Here is an 18,115-nt window from a genome sequence, read left to right on the forward strand (position 1 = left end):
TGCGATCCGCTGTTAACGTGTATACAACTCAAAAAAGGAAGCTTGTCTGTAACGACAGCTTCCTTTTTCATGTCTTGTAATGAATGTGGCTTGGTCGACTCCTTTTAATATAACGATAAAGCAAGGGAGTCGTTTTCACTTCGACTGTGGAGAATGGCTTCTCCATTAACAATCTCAATACTAATTAAAGAATGCAGACATTTTTGAATGGCGCGTTTACCGTTGCTAATTTTATGCTCAAGAGCACTGCTGAGCAATCTTAAAGTCTTCTGCATAGGTTGTTTGTTTTCTTGATTAAAATATACAGGGATTGATTTGTTTTGAAAGGTTATTAGGGTTCTCACTTGAAATCACCTCACGGTTGTTATTTCATACAGCTAATATTAAATTCCAATGCTTAAAATTACCTTAAAATCAGCTTATGAAAACATAAAGGTGGGTAATGTTTGAAAAGTGTTCACAATTCAATTGTGAGCGAAGGAATAAAAGTCCTGAAAAACGTAACTTAATTACCATTTAAATGGAACAAAAAACGATAGTTTTCGTATCCTCGCAATATTTAATTGCATAACTGCCACGAAAGTTCTGAGTCGAATGTACGATATTTTAATATATACGTGGGTCATATGTAACAAAATTACAGGTGGTACATTGCAAACAGGGTGTTTATGTAAGAAAATAGGGTTGATATAACGATTCATTCTCTTTTTTTTGATTTAATCTGACATTAGGACAATTTACATATGAGACCATGGGAGGTATTCGGATGATTCTAACCGTGTATTCCGGCCGCGAGGAAGGAGAATGGTTCGACATCGATGTTCCGGACGAATGTACCATTGAACATTTGAAGACATTACTCGGCGTTCGCATTTTTGGACAGGCACCGGGAGACGGCATTCAGTACATCCTTGAAGCCAAGTTTCCGGAAGGTCTGTGGTTCTCTCCGCAGAACGCACAGCAGTTAATGGAAACAGGGCTGCGACAAGGCAGTTGCGTACGTGTCCAGCGGGCTTTTTCAACGACTTCGGAAGAAGCGCCTGTATATGGAAGGCGTTCATTGTTTCAACAGGACAGCAACGAATAGGGCTTTTGAACGTATACATTCATTATTGAACGAACTAAAGGAGGTCTTTTCTTCGTGAATGTGTTATATCAGCGTTCTCCAAGAATGACACCGGTTCTCAAGGAAGAGAGACTCGAAATACTCAGGCCTCCAACAGAACCGAGCAAACCCACGTTTTCCATGATATCCATTATTGTGCCGATCATGATGACCATGGTTAGCATTGGTTTCTACGTATATATCAATATGACCGGCAAAATGAATAACAGCAATTATATGATGTTTCAGATGATGACGGTCATGATGATGCTTACTTCTTACACCATTCCATTCTTCGTGTATCTGAGCAACAAGAAATCATATCGCAAAAAATTGGAAGAACGAAAAATAATGTATCTTGCCCAACTGGATAAACACCGGGAAGAACTGAAAGAAGCTCAGGCGGAGCAAGTGAAGAGCCTGTACGAAATTCATGGTGATCCGGGTGTGTGTCTTCAAGTGGTGAAGAACCGAAACAGTTCCTTGTGGGAGCGTTCACCAGAGGATGATGATTTCCTTCAGGTGCGTATTGGTACGGGAGAGATTCCATTCCGCATCAAACTTCAGGTTCCGCGGATTGATGGTTACGAGAAGGATGAGCTGATTGAAGCGGCCCATGAACTTGCGGCTGAATTCCAGACGGTACCGGATGCTTCCATTACATTGCCTTTGTTCCAATCGAAGGTTATGGGACTTGTCGGTGATCGGGAGGAAGTGCTTGCTTCCCTGCGAGTCATCATCTCACAACTGACGGTCCGCCATTCCCCGGATGAACTGAAGCTTGCTGCTTTCTATGAAGAAAAGGACAGCAAGGAATGGGACTGGCTTCGCTGGATGCCCCATATCTGGGATGAAGACCAAGGACAACGCTATATGGCCGACAGGCACAGCGGTGCGCATCAATTGGCGGACAGCTTGTTTTCCGTGTTGAACCGGCGTCGTAACAATAAGGAAGACCGCTACAAGAAAAGCGTACAAACGCCGTGTTACGTTGTGATTCTCTCCGATACGCAATTAATTGAAGAAGAACCGTTGCTTCCGCTGCTGCTGGAATCGGCTCACGAGATTGATGTATGCACCATCGTACTGGCTAATCGCAAGGAGTCTCTACCGATGCATTGTCAGTTGATTATGGATGCCTCCAAAGGCAAAGGGGTTTATATCAAAAAAACGGAAGATGCGGATGTTATTCAACAAACGTACAAGCCTGATGTGATCTCGAAAGAGATGGCAGAGGCGCTTTCCCGTTATATGTCACCGATCCGGTTAAAGCGGTCATCTGCTTCAGATATCCCGCAAGTGCTTCCGTTATTCGATATGCTGAGCACATCACGCGTGGAAGATCTGGATGTGGTGTCCAGGTGGGGACAGACGAGATATCCTGATACGCTGCCCGTACCAATGGGTGTACGCGCTGGCGGCAAAAAAATTGCAATAAACCTGCATGACAAAATTGAACGTCAGGGTCATGGTCCCCATGGTCTGATTGCAGGTACAACTGGTTCAGGTAAAAGTGAAGTCATCCAGTCCATCGTAGCTTCACTCGCTGCTGAATTCCATCCACATGATCTGGCCTTCATGCTGATTGACTATAAAGGTGGCGGTATGTCCAATACATTTGTTGATCTGCCTCATGTGGTAGGGACAATCACCAATCTGGATGGGAATCTGATCGAGCGGGCGAATATTTCACTTCGTGCCGAACTGGTCAGAAGGCAAAAAATATTAAATGATGCGGGAAACCTCCAGCATATTGATGAATATTACAAGATTCTGCGTTCCAGACATGAACAGCCACTTCCACATCTGGTTATTATCATTGACGAGTTTGCTCAATTGAAGCGAGACCAGCCGGAGTTCATGGATGAATTGATCAGTATCGCGGCCATTGGCCGGACACTTGGGGTTCATCTAATTTTGGCAACCCAAAAGCCAGCTGGCGTTGTGGACGATAAAATATGGAGTAACTCGCGCTTCCGGATCTGCCTTCGCGTACAGAGTGAGGGAGATAGCAGGGATATGATCAAGATTCCAAATGCTGCCTGGATTACGAAGCCTGGTCGCGGATATTTTCAGGTTGGTAGTGATGAAGTGTTTGAAGAAATGCAATTCGCCTGGAGTGGTGCACCTTATAACCAGCAGGAGGATTCAACGACGGTATTGCCTGTTATGGAAGTGCGCCTGAACGGTAAGCGGGAGCCTCTGTTAACTGGAGAGCGTAGAGCCGTTCTCAAAGGTGAAGATGTTCCGAAACAGCTTCAGGTATTTATTGATTATGTTGCGCAGTCTGCAGCGGATGCGGGTATCCGTCGTTTGCCAGGACCATGGTTGCCACCTTTACCAGAGACACTGGAATGGGAAGGTCTTCAGGACTGGCAGGAAGAAGAGAATCGGGATCTGCTGCTTGATGGCGGAGCGAGTGGTCTGAAACCACTGGTTGGTTTGCTGGATGATCTTCCGAATCAGCGCCAACAACCGCTCGTATTGCCTGTGGACCAAGGACATTTGGTCGTGTACGGCATGCCAGGACTGGGCAAAACAACATTTGTTCAGACCTTGCTTATGTCCCTGGCGCGTTCCCACAGAACTGAGCCTTGGCATGGTTACATTATCGACATGGGCCGCATGATGAAGGACTTTGCAGCACTACCTCAGATCGGTGGCGTGATGATGGCTGAAGAGGAAGATCGGATCAAGCGGTTATTCCGCTATATTCTTAAGCTGTCAGCACAACGTAAAGATATCATCTCGGAGGCGGGGGTTAAAACGATTTCGGCCTACCGCCGGACAGCTCACGCGGCTGTCCCGCAGGTTGTGGTCGTTATTGATGGTTATCTTTCATTCCGCAATGCCTATCCGGAAGAGAATGAACTTCTGGAGACAATCCTGCGTGAAGGCGGAAGTCTGGGTATCACCTTTGTGCTCACCGCCAATCGGGTAACAGATGTATTTGAAAAATTCAGAAGTAATATTCCCAATGCGGTTTCATTTGAGTTATCCGATCCAAGCGATTATTATTATGCCGTGGGAAGACCATCCAAGGCCCCAAGCCAACTTCCGCCAGGAAGAGGTCTGGTCAAAGGGCAAGTGCCTCCGTTAATGTTCCAGGCGGCATTACCTTCATCCGGGGCAGATGAGGGCAAGCGTTCATCGGCACTGCGCCGTACGATTGCTGAGATTCGCCAAGGCTGGACAGGGGAAGAAGCTCCGCAGATTGCTCCACTTCCGGAAGAGATCAAACTCAAGGATCTGCTCATTCGGACAGGATCATATGGTCAGGCTTGGGATACATCGTCTGTAACTGTACCTGTGGGACTGCTTACGGATGATCTGGAACCATTCGAGCTTAATCTGCGTGAAGGTCCGCATTTCATGGTAACGAGTCCGATGGAAGGCGGAAAAACGACATTTTTATTGACATGGATGTTATCACTGGCTTATCATGCTTCTCCGGAAGCTGTGCAAATATACACAGTAGATATGCGTTATGGCTCAGGTGGGCTGGGGGAAATCAGCAGTTTGCCCCATGTCCGTGGACATGTATCGCGAGAAGAACAGCTTGCACCTGTGATTCAACAGTTGTACGATGAAGTTCTGAAAAGAGGCGAGATTTCCGGTGGACCGGAACTTGTGCTCGTCATCGACGATGCGGACACCTTGTCCAAGCAGCTAAACGATTTTAATGTAAAAGATCAATTGGGAGCGATTGTTCGTCAAGGAAGGGATCGCGGTGTACACGTGATTCTATCCGGAGTTCCGGCAGACTTCCCAACCTTTGGTTCTGACTGGGTAACGGATGTGAAGGCTTCCCAGAGTGGAATGCTGTTCGGGACTTTAGACCCTAACGATCTCTCGTTCTTCCGTATACCTTATTCCGAATCTGGAGGTAGTTCAGGTGGGCTGAAGGTACTGCCTCCGGGTCAAGGTTATTATGTAAAACGTAAATATTCCAGGGTTAAAGGTGCAGTTCCATGTGATGACAGCTGGAAAATGACCGATTGGATTTCTGAAATTCGTGACCGATGGCATGTTGTAGTTTGAGGGGAGGTGGCTCATAATGTTGACGGTTCATGATTCTAAGCAAAAGGTAGTCACGTTGCAAACAAAGGAACTTTTTTTCCTGGCTGGTATTCTCGGTTCAGACCGACTGCTTGGTGTGGAAGATCCGTTTCGCGGCTATATGGCTGAGGATATCGCGATGGAGTGGGAGCGTGTCAAAACCTCCTTGCTTGATAAAGGATATCTGATTCGGGATCAGGATACCGATGAGCTGATCATGACACCGACCGTTTTCTCCAGGGTAGCCATTGCCGGATTGTCCGACAGAGCTTGTTGGATTCGCTACACGATCAACGGCAAGTCGTATGAGAGTTATATCCATTGCACGGATGAGCGGGTCGTTGAAGTTTCACGTGTTGACGACGTACCGGACTCGTTCCGGCTCAGCGATCTGGGAAGTGTTCGTGAAGCCATTGATGTTCTGATAGAGCGGATGAAATGGAGCGGCCATTCTCCTGCGGAGAAACCGGCCCTAATGTGCTCCAAGAAAAAATTTTATGATGTCATGAATGAGCTCGAAAACAGCGGAGTACAGACCGTAGCAGCGGAACTCGAACAGGAGACAAGTGATCCTGAGGGCTCACTTGCACTGGCACGCTGTCTGGTGGGTAAGGAGTCAGACGGGGAGCTTAGGTTGCTTGTATGGAATGAAGACGGGTGGAAGTCGCAGTCGGCAGCATTTGCTGCAAGTGCGGTATCCAACTGGTTGTTCCGGATGAGCACTGCGGCTTCAGATGATTGGCTTGTTGCAGCACTAACGACTAGAGAACAGTTTCACGAGATGCTGCTGGACTGGCTTAAACAGCCTGCAGGGGAAGAGGAAAGGTGATGGTAAATGCGCATTCGTGTGGAACCGGATGTGCTTCGGGCACTGAGCAAGCAGATTCAGTATGCAGCGGAGCAAATACAGCAAAAGATGACAGTGTTGGATCAGGCGATTCATTCGCTGGAGTGGGAGGTTGAATCCCGCGCAGCGGTGATGAATGAATGGAATCACAGTAAACGACTGGGCGAGGATGCGCTGCGTCGATTAATGGACTTAAGCGTACAGCTGGGACGCAAAGCGTTGTTATTCCAGCAGGCAGACATGGAGTATCGTTCCGTGCTGAGTCATGTGAACACAGCCTATGGTAATGCGGTCAATATGCTGAATGTTCTTCAGAACAATCGTACAGGAGAAATCATGCCTGCACATTCTGCAACTGTAGCTGTAGTATCCGATCCCCTTTCCGCAATGGCGGCCGTATATCGTGTACAGGATGCCGCTCCGCCTGATGGCTCCCCGGCTACACTGGTGCAGGCTATGCAGCCTGAGCCTGTAGCATGGAGATTCACAGATCCTTCCTTTCGGGGAAGAAGAGGGACCGAGCCTGTTGTTTCCTGAACAGGGTGAATAAAAGTAACAGCAGAAAGTGAATCTTTTTTTGTAAATAGGCTGTTAGGAGAAGTTTCAAGTGCTAAAAATGGGGTAAATAGGATTAGGTCCTTCGGCTTTTGTCCGATCGATCCTGGTATAGTACAATTTGAACAAGTAAAAATTTAATTGCACAAACCAAGGAGGAATTTACAAATGGCAGGACGTATTTTAGTTACCCCAGAGCAGCTTGATCAGGTTTCCAACCAATTTAAACAAAGCGGTGAGCAAAGTCAGCAAATCGTATCTACATTGACTCAATCCATCACAAGCATGGAAGGACAATGGGAAGGTATGACAAAGCAACGCTTCTTCCAAGAGTTCCAAGAAGCTAGCAAACAAATGCAATCATTCGTTCAAACGCTGAACAGCATCAGCGCTGAACTTACAGCTATTGCTAACAAATTCCGTACAGCTGACCAAGCTCGTTAATCTGCTTTACATAGATCAGGCCGATGTGAAGTCTGAATTCGTCCTGAATTATAGGTGGATAGCAAGCTGAAGATGTACAACTACAGCAAAAACCGGGCGTTTTCACAACACCCGGTTTTTGTTGCAACTATGACACTAGGACAGAGAGAGGGATAAGCATGTCTTTTCAACCAAATCCCGGGGATGAAGTGGTGATTAACGACATTGCCTATACGATTGGGCAACATCCGGCAGCGCCGGGTCTGGCTTATGCCCAAGCCGGAAGGCAGGGGATTGTTTATCAGTTGTTACCCCGAAATGGTTCCATTCATGGGGCTAAAGCACTAAAAGTATTTTTTCCTAAATTCCGTATTCCGGCTATGGTATATCAGTCTGAGCATATGGAGTCTTATAGTGAACTGCCAGGTTTGCAAGTATGCAAGCGTGATGTGCTCACTCCGGAAAGAAACGGAGCGCTCATTGGAAAACATCCCGATCTGTTATATGCGGTGTTGATGCCATGGGTGCAAGGTCAGACCTGGTTCGATGTGATTAGCGATCAGAGACAGTTGACGGCTGAGGAGAGCCTGAAGCTGGCCAGAGCGCTTGCTGGAACGGGTTCGGCTATGGAACAACGTGGACTGGCTCATTGCGATATGTCCGCTCCCAATGTAATGATTCCGTTTTTTTCCGAAGTGGAGAACCTGGGGAAGACGTCTGCGGTAGAACTGGTGGATGTCGAGCAGATGTACGGTTCCAAGATGGATCGTCCGGATGCCCTGCTTGCCGGGTCACCCGGTTATGCGGCCCATCGAACAGTGCACAGTGGTTTGTGGAGTTCATATGCCGACCGATTTGCCGGAGCCGTTATTATTGCTGAGATGTTAAGCTGGTCGGACCCTGTGATTGTAGAGAAAGCCTGGGGCGAAAGCTATTTTGATCAGCATGAAATGCAAACGGTGAGTGAACGGTATTATGCGATGCGGGAGTCCCTTGAGAAGCGTTGGGGTTCCAAATTGTCTGAGCTGTTTATTCGAGCTTGGGAAAGTCACGATCTGAGCAGCTGTCCGACGTTTGGTGAGTGGTATGTTGCATTGGCTGCGGTAGACGTTCATCAGGCTAATGCGGTTGCTGCTGCGACAGCGGAAGAAGAAGCTGCCAATCCGTCCGAAGCTGATGTGAATCTGAAAAATAGCTCAGAACCAGTAAATGAACCGGTGAATACACAAGACGGGAACCGTCCCCAAACGCCGCACTCTCCCGATCAGGAAGCGGTTGTGAACCGTCTGTTCCTGCAAGCAAGAGCCCTGGAGGATGAAGATAAACCGGCTGCAGCACTGGAAGTGTACCGCTCGCTTTATCACTTTATTCCTCATAACAGCGCGATGCAGATGGAAGTCGAGGCTGCAATTAAGGAACTGGATGCCAAGCTTAATCCAAAAGAAGACACAGACAAACCTGTACCTGTGCCATTCTACAGATCCAAAAAGTTCATGATTTCCTCCGCTGTGCTTATTGTATTGCTGGCAGGTGGCGTGCCAACGGTCAAAATACTCGCCGATCAGGCAGAAGTGAAGCAGAAAGAACAGCAGGAAGCCACACGACTGGCAGAGGTCAAAGCTGCGGAAGAGGCTGAGGCAGCAAAGGCAGCTGCGCTCAAACAACAGGAAGAACAAGAGAAGCAAAAGGCCGCAGATGCTGCAAAACTGGACGCAGAGGAAAAGAAAAAGCTTGCTGAAGCCAAGCAGAAGGCAGCTGAAGCAAAGAAAAAAGAAGAAGAACGTCAGGCGTTACAGGCCAAGTACGACAAACAGGCGAAATACGAGGCCTTTCTGGTGAAGCAGGAGCAGCAGAAGAAAGAAGCGGCTAAGAGAGCGGAGCAGGAAAAATACGATAAACAGGCAAAATATGAAGCTTATCTGGTCTGGAAAAAAGAGAATGATGCCAAGCTTGCAAAACAGGAAGCGGAGCGTAAAGCGGCAGCTGAAGTTAAACGTCAGCAGGAGATTGCTCAGAAAGCAGCTCTGAAGAAAAAACGTGCCCAGAATGTGGTCACGCTGATTGCTCATTACAATAAAACGTATAACGCGCAAAAAGGCAGAAAAATTGAAAATGCGGAAGCGTATGCCCGTGATTTCAAAAATCTATACAGTACCGATGCTGCCTATTTCAAAGGTGTTGGCAAAGTGGCCGCTCGAATGAGTGCCATTAACAAATTCCTGAGCAACAACAGTTACAAGTTGCCCAACTTATAAAATAACACGTGAATGATGGAGGTGACTCACCCTAGATGAACTACACGATTCAAGCATCACAGCGTACACCTGCACTTATTATATATTTAATTGATATTAGCGCCTCCATGAACATGGTTCTGGATAATCGTCGACGGATTGACGTCGTCTATGATGCTTTATCTCTCGCGATCCGCCAAATGGTGTTTCGGTCTACCAAGGGAAATCGTCTGACACCTCGCTATCGTATAGCCATATTGGCTTACAGCGATGATGTATATGACTTGTTGAACGGTATCAAAGGAATTGACGAGATCGCTGCAGTTGGTTCTTTGCCTGACCTGACGCCGAGACGGTTTTCGGATTCTGCGAAGGCTTTCCTGCAGGCGGAAAAGATACTACAGGCCGAAATTCCGAATATGCAGGACTGTCCTGCGCCACTTGTATGCCACATGACCGATGGGGTAGCCACAGGTGAAGATCCGGAGCCTATTGCGAAAAGAATCATGGGGATGAGTGTACCTGACGGCAATGTGCTGGTGGAGAATATTTTTATATCGGATCATCTGCTGGAAGGTCCAATTGCTGAACCTAGAAGATGGAAGGGAATCTCTTCGGAAACGAATCTACAGGATGAGCATGGAGAGAAGCTACGCAACATGTCATCCGTCCTACCCGAAAGTTATCGGGAAATGCTTGTTGAAGCTGATTATTTGCTTGCACCCGGTGCACTCATGATGCTGCCAGGTACATGTGCAGAATTGGTATCAATCGGATTCCAGATGTCCGCTGCTACGCCTGTGAGATAGGAGGGGAATCATGAGAGCGATGCGTTTGGCAACATTGTCTGCTGGAGATAAGGGGGGCCATGCCGAGCAACGGCATGGCAACTTTCGCTATGTGAGTGTACAGACCGGTGAACAGCCGCTAACTCGCTATCAGGGCACATTCAAGTGCAGATATGGTTATGGCAGAGCGGCTGAGACGGTACATCAGGGAGATACCGGACAGGACTTTGCTGCGGTACGTATGAAAGGGAATATCTGCAATTTTGTTTTGTGTGATGGCGTAGGCATGAGTTACCTGGGCGATTTTGCAGCGCGTTTTCTAGGGAATGCTCTGTTGGATTGGTTGGAAACGACGCAACACACAACGGTAGAGGGTGTTGAGCGTCTTCTCCATGATCTAACCCTTCCCGCATCGGAGCAATTGGAGAAATTACAGCCACTGGAAAGTTCCCCTTTGTTGCTGCGTGAAGTGTTGATGGAAAAGCGAAGTCGGGGCAGTCAGGCCATGTATGTGTGTGGACGGATCGAGCTTACGGGAGGCGGCCGCAAAAGTCGGGTGTGGCTTGCGTGGCAAGGAGATTCCCGTATTCGCCTGTGGCGTAATGGTCAGGAACAGTCTGAATTATTTCAGACTCACTGCAAGACAAATGAGCGTTGGTCTACACTTGAAGGACCTGTTGGTGGTAAGCCGCACATCTACGAGATTAAAGGTTCAACAGGTGATTCGCTGCGGCTCCAGTTATATACGGATGGATTAAATGATCTGGATGCGATTCAAGCCTATGTCCCCGATGAACACATTCAGGTATTGCTGGATGCGACACATACCGGCGGTCTTGAAGATGATGCCGCTTTCATTGAGCTGGAATGGTGAGTGCGGGATATCAAGTTGTGGATCGATCCTGATGAAGCTGTGACAGCGGCGAAGATCAACTGTGAAAAAACTTGTTGGTGTTGATTTAAAAGACACTCTTTTTGGGTAATCTTGTGAAGAATTGACTTTAACTATGAGCTTGAACGTACATTCTTACATAATTGCTAAATCAAAGGAGTGGGATGGATAATGACACAACATAACGGCAAGTCACGGTTCCAAGGCAAGGTTGCGATTATTACCGGAGCAGGATCCGGGATTGGGAAAGCCACTGCGGTCAAGCTGGCTAAAGAGGGTGCACATGTTGCATTGTTTGATCTGGTGAATGATCGGATCTCGGAAACGGAAGCAGAGATTAATGCGCTGCACCCCGATGCGGCAAGAGCATTTGATGTAGACATTTCTGACCCGGCACGTGTGGAAAAGGCTGTACTGGAAACCGTTGAGTTATTCGGCGGTTTGGATATTGTTTTTGCCAATGCGGGCATTAACGGTGTATCGGCACCCATTGAGGAAATTCAGGTTGAAGATTGGCAACAAATTATTACAACCAACCTGAATGGTACATTTTTCACGATTAAATATGCATTGCCTCACGTGAAAAAACGGGGTGGCGGCAGTATTATCATTACGAGTTCCATCAATGGCAATCAACGCTTCTCAAGCTTTGGCATGTCGGCGTATAGCACGTCCAAGGCAGGGCAGGTTGCATTTGCCAAGATGGCTGCGCTTGAGCTGGCGAAGTTCAAGATACGTGTGAACGTGATCTGCCCAGGAGCAATTGCGACGAATATCGATCAGAGTACGGTCAAAACGGATGAACTGCAGCAGATCATTATTCCGATGGAGTTCCCGGAAGGACAGCAGCCGCTTGCGGACGGGCCGGGTCAGCCGGAACATGTTGCCGATCTGGTAAGCTTCCTCGCATCGTCCGAATCCAGACATATTACTGGAGCAGAGATCGTCATTGATGGTGCCGAATCATTGCTCAGCTAAGTGAGCACTCTGGATAAATTTCATTTTTGCTAAGGCGTGTCTTAGGGTGTGTCTGCGATAGTCGTTCCTCTGGAACGGCTTTTTTTGTTATAATGCTAACATTCGAATAGAGAGATACTGAAGAGCAGTAGGGTACATTCATTAGGAGCGATTATATGCATATAGAGTTACCGATACAAGAGGTTATTCCTGAGTTAAGACAGTTATTTCGGGATCAAGATACAGGTGTGTTAATTGCAGAGCCAGGAGCGGGAAAAACAACTGTTGTACCGCTGGCTTTGCTGGAGGAGTCGTGGGTTGCGGGACGGAAAATCATTATGCTGGAACCCCGAAGGCTGGCCGCGCGTTCGGCTGCATCGAGACTGGCGGCTACACTAGGGGAAAAGGCGGGTCAGACTGTAGGATATCGTGTACGCATGGATACCCGGGTGAGTCAGGCGACGCGTATTGAAGTTGTGACGGAAGGGGTATTGACCCGGATGTTGCAGCAGGACCAGGGTCTTGAGGATACGGCGATGATTATATTTGATGAATTCCATGAGCGGCATCTACACGGGGACTTGGGTTTGGCGCTGGCATTGGAATCCCGAGCGATGTTACGTCCAGATCTGAAATTGCTGGTGATGTCGGCGACCCTTGATCCTGTTCCCGTCTGTGCATTGCTTGGCGAAGGTACAAAATCAATTCACTGTCCGGGACGTACGTTTCCAGTGGAAACTCGATATGTGCCGAGACCAACAGCCATGCCACTGGAACAATTCACGGCTCAGACGGTGACCAAGGCATTAGCCGAACAGGAGGGGGACATGCTTGTTTTCCTTCCTGGCGCAAGAGAGATACACCTTACAGAGCGGGAGTTATTAAACGGTTCTCTTCCTGGACATGTGAAAGTTCATTCCCTGTATGGCAGTATGCCGGTGGAACAACAGGATGAGGCCATACGCCCGGCGGCTGAGGGCTCGCGCAAAGTTGTCCTGTCCACCTCCATTGCGGAATCCAGCCTCACACTGGCTGGAGTTAAGATTGTGGTAGACGCGGGGCTGAGTCGTGCATCGGCATTCTCGCCGCGCACGGGCATGAGCCGGCTTGTTACCCTGCCGGTGTCCAAGGCGTCAGCCGATCAACGGCGGGGTCGTGCAGGGCGAATTGCCCCGGGGGTATGTTACCGGCTATGGAGCGAAGAGGTTCAGGGGGGACTGCCTGAGGCAGCTCGCCCGGAGATCACCTCCGCGGATCTTGCGCCGCTGGCGCTGGAGCTTGCCGTCTGGGGTGTCCAGTCCCCAGCAGAGCTGCAATGGCTGGACACCCCGCCTGACGCCGCCTACGGCCAGGCACAGGCGCTGCTGCGCCAGCTGGGCGGCCTGGACGACGCAGGCCGCATCACGCCCTTCGGGCGGCGGATGAACACGCTTGGCGTGCATCCGCGACTGGCCAGCATGCTGCTCCGCGCAGCGGAGCTTGGGCTGGCCAGCTACGCCAGCATGCTGGCGGCACTGCTGCAGGAGCCTGCCGGCCTCCGCAGCAGTGGCAGTGCAGGCGCGGGCACGGACCTCCGCCTGCGCGTAGAGGCGCTGCTGACCGCGGACAGCAGCGGCATGCCGCAAGCGGCAGCGGCTGTCGCAGACGGCGCGGCCGTGCGGCGCATGCTCCAGGAGAGCCGCCAGCTGCGCTCGGCGCTCGGCCCGGCGGCCGATCCGGTGCGGCCGGATGAGGACAGCTGCGGATTGCTGCTGTCCTTCGCCTATCCGGACCGGATCGGGCAACGCCGGGAGGACGGCCGCTATCTGCTGAGCAGCGGCCGCGGCGTACGGCTCGCAGCGACAGAATCGCTGAGCCGTGCAGCGTATCTGGTCGCAGCCGAGGCAGACGACCAGGGCGCAGATGCTCGCATCCTGCTGGCTGCGCCGTTGCAGGAGCAGACCTTGTTGCAGGCAGGTCAGCACTTGCTGCGCGATGAAGTGCAAGTGGCTTGGGATTCCAATACCCGCAGCGTGCGGGCACATAAGAGACTTCGTATTGGAGCCCTTGTGATTAAAGAGAGCAGTATTGCACAGCCGCCTGAAGATCAGGTGCTGGAAGCACTATTATCCGGGATACGGATGGAAGGGCTGGATTGTCTGCCCTGGACAAAAACATCCAGACAACTTGCGGACAGGCTACGGTTCCTGCATCTCCATTTACCTGAGTGGCCCGACCTGATCGAAGATGATCTGACCGAAGAGTTGGCAGAACATCTTACCCCTTATCTGACAGGCATGCGATCGGCAGCCGACCTGAAGAGATTGTCGATGCAGGATGTATTACTGGGTGGATTGAGCTGGACGCAACGACAACAACTGGACGATGAAGCTCCGACGCATATACAGGTGCCCAGTGGTTCGCGTATCCCTGTGGACTACAGTCGTCCAGAGGACCCGGCGCTGGCAGTAAGATTACAGGAGATGTTTGGACAACAGGAGACACCGCGTATAGCGGGTGGGCGAGTCCCGTTGACCATCCACCTATTATCACCGGCTCAGCGACCTGTACAGGTCACACGAGACTTGGCGAATTTCTGGCGAGAGACGTACTTTGACGTCAAAAAAGATCTGAAAGGTCGTTATCCGAAGCATTACTGGCCGGATAATCCACTTGAAGCGGTCGCCACAAATCGGGCCAAACCACGGGGCAAATAGATGAATTACTTCATTTTTTAAGACATCAACGATTTGGCTCCCAAAGGGCGCGCTTCATCAGGGTTAGAATCTGCTGAACAATTCTCAGTTTTGTAACTGATCGAATCATTCTCTGTCTTAAAGAATCACCCTTTAACCAGGACGTGTCTCAAAACTCGCTGAAGTGCATCTTTTAATATCTTTCGCTCCATGTTACGTCACTTTGCCTTTTCGTCCCATGCTGCGTCACTTTCCCTTGACGTGCCCCGGCACGCCTGCTGAAAACTTCCGGCATGGGACGAGAATGCGGCAAAATCTGCTTCCTTGGAGGTTGAAGCGTAACTGGAACGTGCCTGGAGCAGAAAATGGGGCTGAACATGGAGCAGAACATAGAGCAGAACATAGAGCGGAGCGCTAACGAACCTGTGACGTCTTATTCAGCGATTTGAAGCGCCCACAGTAACCTAAGGAATCTGAAACACGCTATATTTGAATAACCTACCGATTACAACGGGTTTGTCAGGTGATTTTGGTAAATAACGTGTCTCATGTTCCTTACAAAATAAAATGAAGACCCGAAGGCTAAATAAGACGTCCTCGGTTCCTTAGAAAATCGTCTGGGACAATCCACCAGGATCAGCCAGTCTGGACTTCAAGATGTTTTGGACGCCCACGTCCTTCAACGTAGAGCATGCCTGACAACGTATGACATGCCTGAGTTTGAAGGCACACCCTGATGAGGAATAAAAAGGAATGAACCTCAGCAATTATTTGCTATCAACACATAGTATATTGACTTGCTAGCGTTTAAAAGAAACTTAGGCGGGTAATAACATAGCGAACCACTCAATAATATGAGGAGGGATTCACTATGCAGAAGAAAATCGTAGGTGTGTTTAATACAGAACGTGAAGCATCACAGGCTATCGAGGGTCTGAAAGCACAAGGATTTACTTCAGACGAAATCTCCGTTGTTACACAGGATCGGGATGAACTGAAGGCAATTCGGGAAGAGACAGGTACCAAAGCCCCTGAGGGCGTGGCTGCTGGTGCAGCAACAGGTGGTGTACTTGGTGGTGTAGCCGGTCTGCTCGCAGGTATCGGTGCACTAGCCATACCCGGCATAGGACCGATTCTGGCCGCAGGCCCTATCGCAGCAGCATTTACCGGTGCAGCTGTGGGTGCAGGAGCTGGCGGATTGGTGGGTGGACTTGTGGGTCTTGGTATTCCGGAAGAGGACGCTAAACAGTATGAGGAGTATGTACAGAATGGTAAAATCCTGCTGCTCGTAGATTCTACGGATCGGGACTCCGATGTGTACGATGTGTTCAGTGGCAACAGCCATCTTAACCGAGACAGAGCCGAAGCAGCTCATCGCGGAGATGTGCCTGCCGAACGTCCGGATCTGGATATGGAAGAACGCAGATTGGAAGCTCAAAACAAGGCAGCGCGATTCGGTAACAATACATTCCTGTAATCTTGCCGCGAATTTATTCAATATGAAATAAAACCCAATGACTTATTATCTGCAAAATGGAATGACATATATGATCCACCAGATGGTCATTAGCCGGTTTCCTTAAGGGAGGCCGGCTTTTGTCCCTGTGTTGCATATGGGTGGGTGTCAATAATGTCGGATGGTGTTTTTACCAAGTCAAGCAGGGAATAACAATACATATAACAGTACAGCCAAAGCGAGTCCAATCACCAGTAGCATCATGGTAAGAAACCGGATTAATCCGGTCGATGCCTGAAACGTCTGTTCATTGATTTGTGTACGCTTCCGATGATACGCTGCTGCCGAATACACAATGATGGATATGCCGCCAATCAGAGAAGTGATACCCGTAATAATCGCCGCAATATGTGCAAGCCGATCATACGCCGACGAGTTGAAACCAAATCCGGCAGCAAGAAATCCGATGCCCGCCATGGCAATACCGGTGCGTACCCAGGCCAGAAAAGTTCGCTCGTTAGCCAGATGTTGCTGGACATACTTGGAATCGGTAGTGGTTACGTCTTTGTCTGTTAAAGAAATGTGAATCAACTCCGTTCATTAAATATACGGATTCATTTTCATTATATCTCTTATCGTAAAACCAAGAAAGGATGGCTGAATGTATGCCTCGCAAAGAACGAATTACAGAAATAGAGAGCTTAAGGGGAATCGCCTTTGGAGCGGTGGTTCTCCAGCATTCCATCGCACATTACTCATTAGTCCCGGAAACGAGACTGGAGGATGGCGTGTTACTGGCCATACTGCTGATGCTCTCCAAATTTGCAGTTCCTTTATTCATATTCATAACAGGTATGGTGCTCTTCTATAACACGGGAGACAAGCTGCATTACGGCAAGTTTATGAGAAAAAGAGTAAACGACGTGATCGTGCCTTACCTTATCTGGTCACTCATTTATTTTACACTTGCACCGCGGGGCTGGACCGGATTTGGATGGAATGACATCCCAGACTTAGGCCTGAAGTTGCTTACGGGCAAAACGACTTCACACTTTTGGTACATCATTATGTTGATTCAGTTTTATCTGTTATTTCCGCTCTTTTTGCATGCCATTCGTTATGTATATAACCGATATGAGGCCAAGGGGCGCTTGATCGCATTATTGATTTCTGGTGTGGTGTATCTTGTACTTGCGGATCAATTAAGAAACATCGCCAAGTTCATGGAACGGCTGAATATCCCGGTGCTGACAGATGCTTTTACAACGTATGCAGACCGCAATTTCCTCTATTTTTTTATTTATTTTGTACTTGGTGCAGCAGCGGGGTTATCCGTCCAGCACTGGAATGAATGGATTCATCGATTGCGCTGGATATACTGGACAGTGTTTATTGTTCTGGGTCTGCGGTTTACTTATTTATTAATGCTGGAGTTTCAGAAGCCGGAAGGAATCAAAATTACATTCTACACAGTCAGCTTGATCCGCCCTGATATGGCACTCTATCTGATCGCTTCCATTATGGTCATGTACCAGCTGGCTGGGAAACTGCATAACCTCAGGGCTACACGATTGCTGGGATGGATTGGTGGTGTATCGTATGGCGGTTATCTGATGCATATGTTGATGCTGCGGTATAGCTACATTCCGGATGAGTTATTGTACGTTGCTATGGGCTGGAACCCTGTCGTCCGAATGATCATCACCTGGTTGTTGGCTCTTGCATTATCCTGTGTACTGACATGGCTTATCTCGCGTGTAAGCTGGGGCAAATGGATTGTGGGAACCGTACCGAAGTCTGTCCGAAATAAATGAATCCATCAACATATGAAAAATTCACAATAGATCACCACAGCCGCACAGAAGTGTACGGGAGTACGAGAGTATACGAACACAAGATACAGAGCACAGGTATTACAGCTTCTGCACTGACTTTCTTGTCATTAAAATTCTTGCACACGACTCGCTGAGCCTTGAAATAAACAAACTTTTGAATCAATTTCATAACTCACTAAAAATGAATTTCTGTAACTGGATATAGACAAATTGAACCGTTTCGATCTATATCCAGCCTTGATTGAAGCAGCTAAAGGTATTATGAAATTGATTCTTTTGAATAAAAATT

Annotated in this window: 14 protein-coding genes; 12 read left to right on the forward strand and 2 right to left on the reverse strand. The window is 48.7% G+C overall.

All coding sequences use genetic code 11. The features are described from left to right. Nucleotides 1-104 precede the first annotated feature (104 nt). Nucleotides 105-344, reverse strand: coding sequence for a hypothetical protein (locus J2Z28_RS31400; RefSeq protein ID WP_074094612.1), 240 nt, complete (start codon nucleotides 342-344; stop codon nucleotides 105-107). 422 nt (nucleotides 345-766) lie between these two features. On the opposite strand from J2Z28_RS31400, the gene J2Z28_RS27575 reads away from it, so the two are divergent. From J2Z28_RS27575 to J2Z28_RS27625, 11 genes are all read left to right on the forward strand, one after another. Then, nucleotides 767-1,087, forward strand: a complete 321-nt coding sequence (locus J2Z28_RS27575; protein ID WP_074094613.1) for a hypothetical protein — start codon at nucleotides 767-769, stop codon at nucleotides 1,085-1,087. Between the two features lie 54 nt (nucleotides 1,088-1,141). After that, nucleotides 1,142-5,146 (forward strand): type VII secretion protein EssC, encoded by a 4,005-nt coding sequence (gene essC, locus J2Z28_RS27580; protein WP_211085330.1) that lies wholly within the window; start codon nucleotides 1,142-1,144, stop codon nucleotides 5,144-5,146. A 16-nt stretch (nucleotides 5,147-5,162) separates the two neighbouring features. Further along, a complete protein-coding gene (locus tag J2Z28_RS27585) occupies nucleotides 5,163-5,993 on the forward strand; it encodes a hypothetical protein (RefSeq protein WP_047842537.1) in 831 nt (276 codons plus the stop codon). Between the two features lie 6 nt (nucleotides 5,994-5,999). Next, on the forward strand, nucleotides 6,000-6,548 hold the full coding sequence (locus tag J2Z28_RS27590) for a WXG100 family type VII secretion target (RefSeq protein ID WP_017689072.1): 549 nt from the start codon (nucleotides 6,000-6,002) through the stop codon (nucleotides 6,546-6,548). A 186-nt stretch (nucleotides 6,549-6,734) separates the two neighbouring features. Then, complete coding sequence (locus tag J2Z28_RS27595; protein WP_017689071.1) at nucleotides 6,735-7,010, forward strand: WXG100 family type VII secretion target; 276 nt, start codon at nucleotides 6,735-6,737, stop codon at nucleotides 7,008-7,010. Nucleotides 7,011-7,168: 158 nt separating this feature from the next. Continuing rightward, the gene (locus J2Z28_RS27600; RefSeq protein ID WP_211085331.1) at nucleotides 7,169-9,244 is read left to right on the forward strand and encodes a protein kinase family protein; all 2,076 of its coding nucleotides are present in this window, start codon (nucleotides 7,169-7,171) and stop codon (nucleotides 9,242-9,244) included. A gap of 35 nt (nucleotides 9,245-9,279) precedes the next feature. Next, nucleotides 9,280-10,032 (forward strand): vWA domain-containing protein, encoded by a 753-nt coding sequence (locus tag J2Z28_RS27605; RefSeq protein ID WP_211085332.1) that lies wholly within the window; start codon nucleotides 9,280-9,282, stop codon nucleotides 10,030-10,032. A 10-nt stretch (nucleotides 10,033-10,042) separates the two neighbouring features. Beyond that, nucleotides 10,043-10,885: a protein phosphatase 2C domain-containing protein gene (locus tag J2Z28_RS27610; RefSeq protein WP_211085333.1), complete on the forward strand. Its 843-nt coding sequence runs from the start codon at nucleotides 10,043-10,045 to the stop codon at nucleotides 10,883-10,885. Nucleotides 10,886-11,074: 189 nt separating this feature from the next. Beyond that, nucleotides 11,075-11,881: an SDR family oxidoreductase gene (locus tag J2Z28_RS27615; RefSeq protein WP_211085334.1), complete on the forward strand. Its 807-nt coding sequence runs from the start codon at nucleotides 11,075-11,077 to the stop codon at nucleotides 11,879-11,881. A gap of 155 nt (nucleotides 11,882-12,036) precedes the next feature. Continuing rightward, nucleotides 12,037-14,556, forward strand: coding sequence for an ATP-dependent helicase HrpB (gene hrpB / locus J2Z28_RS27620; protein WP_211085335.1), 2,520 nt, complete (start codon nucleotides 12,037-12,039; stop codon nucleotides 14,554-14,556). A gap of 850 nt (nucleotides 14,557-15,406) precedes the next feature. Then, nucleotides 15,407-16,012: a general stress protein gene (locus tag J2Z28_RS27625; RefSeq protein WP_211085336.1), complete on the forward strand. Its 606-nt coding sequence runs from the start codon at nucleotides 15,407-15,409 to the stop codon at nucleotides 16,010-16,012. 177 nt (nucleotides 16,013-16,189) lie between these two features. On the opposite strand, the gene J2Z28_RS27630 is transcribed toward J2Z28_RS27625, so the two are convergent. Then, entirely contained in the window at nucleotides 16,190-16,582 is a 393-nt protein-coding gene (locus J2Z28_RS27630) for a YidH family protein (RefSeq protein ID WP_017689063.1), read from the reverse strand. A 74-nt stretch (nucleotides 16,583-16,656) separates the two neighbouring features. On the opposite strand from J2Z28_RS27630, the gene J2Z28_RS27635 reads away from it, so the two are divergent. After that, nucleotides 16,657-17,805, forward strand: coding sequence for an acyltransferase (locus J2Z28_RS27635; protein WP_211085337.1), 1,149 nt, complete (start codon nucleotides 16,657-16,659; stop codon nucleotides 17,803-17,805). The last annotated feature ends 310 nt before the right edge of the window (nucleotides 17,806-18,115 follow it).

This window comes from Paenibacillus xylanexedens, assembly GCF_017874615.1.
GTDB classification, from domain to species: domain Bacteria; phylum Bacillota; class Bacilli; order Paenibacillales; family Paenibacillaceae; genus Paenibacillus; species Paenibacillus xylanexedens.